The 3,150-nt window shown below is 70.9% G+C and carries 2 protein-coding genes; one reads left to right on the top strand and one right to left on the bottom strand.

Annotated elements, in window-relative coordinates:
* Positions 1–398: copper homeostasis protein CutC (locus AB0C29_RS40705; RefSeq protein ID WP_360832369.1), on the bottom strand; the 398-nt coding region annotated here is incomplete at its 3' end.
* Positions 399–611: 213 nt separating this feature from the next.
* Between AB0C29_RS40705 and AB0C29_RS40700 the strand changes: the two genes are divergently transcribed.
* A complete protein-coding gene (locus tag AB0C29_RS40700) occupies positions 612–3,116 on the top strand; it encodes a LamG-like jellyroll fold domain-containing protein (protein WP_360832366.1) in 2,505 nt (834 codons plus the stop codon).
* The last annotated feature ends 34 nt before the right edge of the window (positions 3,117–3,150 follow it).

Below are 3,150 nucleotides of genomic sequence, written 5' to 3'. Positions count from 1 at the left end.
CGGGCGGCCGGCCGGTCGGTGGTGTGGTCCAGCGCGCGGTGGAAGGTCCACCGGCAGCCCTCGATGGCGCCGAGCACCGCCTCGACGGCGGCCAGGTCCACCGCGGCGCGCGCGTCGAGGAAACCCAGGACGAATTCGTCGGCACCGGCGGCGCGCAGGCCGGTGGCCGCCTCGACCAGGGCGCCGGGGTCGCTCAGCGCGTACCCGTCCTCGGCCCGCAGCATGACCCGGACCGGGAGGTCGACCGCCGCCCGCACCGCCGCGAAGGTCGCGACCGGCGGGGTGAGGCCCTGCCGGCGCATGTCGGCGACCAGCTCGATCCGGTCGGCGCCGCCGGTCTCTGCCGCCCGCGCGTCCGCGGCGTCCAGCGCGATCACTTCCAAGATCGATTGAGGCACCGCGGCATCGTCGCACATCAGTCTGAACGGGTTGCCCCAGCGGGCACGACCATCGAGCTTCTTCCATCCAAGCCTTGACGGACTCTGAGCAATCTTGTTGAACTGTGTTTACTACTGGGTGGTCCCGCCAAGCGCTTGCCGTCTGTCCGAACGCGACGGCCGAGTGCGGATCGGTGCTGCCCGTGTTCTTTCCCACCGAGAGGACCACAGCGCATGACCACACCCCGGACAGCGCGGCGGGCCGTCACCGCCGCCGCCGTCACCCTTCTCGCCATCGGCACCGCGGGTGCCGCCGGCGCCGCCCCCGCCGCAGCCGCCGAACCGCAGTGGCACAAGGGCATCCCGCCGATCGCCACCCCGTGGACCGCCCAGGTCGGCCCGCAGAACGCCCTGCCCGAATACCCCCGCCCGCAACTGGTCCGCAGCAAGTGGCAGAACCTCAACGGCGTCTGGCAGTTCGGCAAGGCGGCGCCCGGCCAGGCCCCGCCGGTCGGTCAGGAGCTGGGGGAGCGGGTGCTGGTGCCGTACCCGATCGAGTCGGCGCTGTCCGGCATCCAGCGTCACGAGGACCGGATGTTCTACCGCCGCACGTTCACCGTGCCCGCCGGCTGGCAGGTCGGGCAGGGACAGCGGCTGGTGCTGCACTTCGGCGCGGTCGACTACGACGCCAAAGTCTGGGTGAACGGCACCGAGGTGGCCACCCACCGCGGCGGCTACGACAAGTTCGACGTGGACGTCACCGCCGCGCTCAAGGGGACCGGCCCGCAGGAACTCATCGTCTGGGCCGAGGACCTCACCGACGCCACCGGCCAGCCCATCGGCAAGCAGCGCCGGGTCTCCGACCGCGGCATCTTCTACCAGGGCAGCTCGGGCATCTGGCGCACGGTCTGGATGGAGCCGGTCGCCGACTCCAGCATCACCGGGCTGGTCACCACGCCGGACCTGGCGGCCTCGGCGCTCAAGCTGACCGCCGAGACCGTGCGCGGTGAGGGACTGACGGTCCAGGCCGTCGCGAAGGCCGGCGGCAAGGTGGTCGGCAAGGTCACCGGAGCCACCGGTACGGAGCTGAGCCTGCCCGTCCCCAAGGCCAAGCTGTGGTCGCCCGACAACCCGTACCTGTACGACCTCGAGGTCACGCTGCTGAACGGGCGCCGGACCGTCGACACCGTCAAGTCGTACTTCGGCATGCGCGCGATCGGCACCAAGAAGGGCGCCGACGGCAAGCTGCGGATCGCCCTCAACGGCAAGATCCTGTTCAACATGGCCACCCTCGACCAGGGCTTCTGGCCCGACGGCCTGAACACCGCGCCCACCGACGCCGGGCTCAAGTTCGACCTCCAGCAGCACAAGGAGATGGGCTTCAACGCCGTCCGCAAGCACATCAAGGTCGAGCCCGACCGCTGGTTCTACTGGGCCGACAGGCTGGGCCTGCTGGTCTGGCAGGACATGCCGGCGGCCAACACCGGACCGATCCCGCCGGAGTGGCGCGACCAGTTCGAGGCCGAGCTGCACGAGATGGTCCGCGAGCACCGCAGCTGGACCTCGGTGATCGCCTGGGTGCCGTTCAACGAGGGCTGGGGCGAGTGGGACCGCACCGCCACCGGCCGCATCGCCGACGACGTCAAGAAGCAGGACCCGAGCCGGCTGGTCAACGCGCACAGCGGCGTGAACTGCTGCAACTCCAAGGGCGACTCCGGCCGCGGCGACGTCATCGACTTCCACCAGTACCTCGGCCCGGCCTCCCCGGCGCCGGACGACAACCGGGTGTCGATCGACGGCGAGCACGGCGGTTTCGGGCTGAAGACCTCCAACCACATGTGGTTCGGCGACGGTCAGGCGTACGAGATGGAGCCGGACTCGGCCACCCTGACCCGCAAGTACGTGGAGAACCAGCGGGCCGTGCTCACCTCGGCGCGCTCGTGCGGGATCAGCGCCGCGATCTACACCCAGATCACCGATGTCGAAGGCGAGCTCAACGGCTTCTGGACCTACGACCGGCAGGTCGCCAAGATGGACTTCCGGCAGGTCCGCGCGATCAACCGGGAGATCATCGCCAAGGCCGACGGCACCCCGGGTGACACCCCGCAGCCGGGTCCGGGCACGCCCGGGCTGACCGGCGTCGCGTTCTACCCGCTGGACGGCAACGCCGAGGACGCCGCGGGCGACCACGACGCCACTCTGGTCGGTGACCCCGGCTATGTGGACGCCAAGAAGGGCCAGGGCGTCGAGCTCAACGGCTCCAGCCAGTTCGTCGACACCGGCGCGCCGGTGCTGAACACGGCGTCGGACTACACCGCCTCCGCGTGGGTGAAGCTCGACAAGGCCGACGGCGCGTTCCAGACGATCGTCAGTCAGGACGGCGCCAGTGTCAGCGACTTCTTCCTGCAGTACTCCGGCGCCGACCAGCGGTTCGCGATGAGCTTCGCGGGCGTCCGGGCCCTCGGGCCGGTCAAGCCGGAGGTCGGCCGCTGGTACCACCTGACCGGCGTCCGCGACTCCGTGCGCGGTGAGCTGCGGCTCTACGTCGACGGCGAGCTCGCCGGCCGGACCGGGGCGTGCCTGCCGCAGGCGGCCCCGACCGGCAACACGGTGATCGGCCGCGGCAAGTTCGGCGGCAACCCGGTCGACTACCTGGACGGCACTGTCGACCAGGTGCACCTGTACGACCGGGCCCTGTCCGCGGCGGAGATCAAGGTCCTCTACGCCTCGGGCAACTAGCAACGGTGCGAGCGGCGGGCTCCCGGCGGGAGCC

The organism is Actinoplanes sp. NPDC048791 (assembly GCF_040650095.1).
In the GTDB taxonomy this organism is placed as follows: domain Bacteria; phylum Actinomycetota; class Actinomycetes; order Mycobacteriales; family Micromonosporaceae; genus Actinoplanes.
This window is presented reverse-complemented; position numbering and strand designations above follow the sequence as displayed.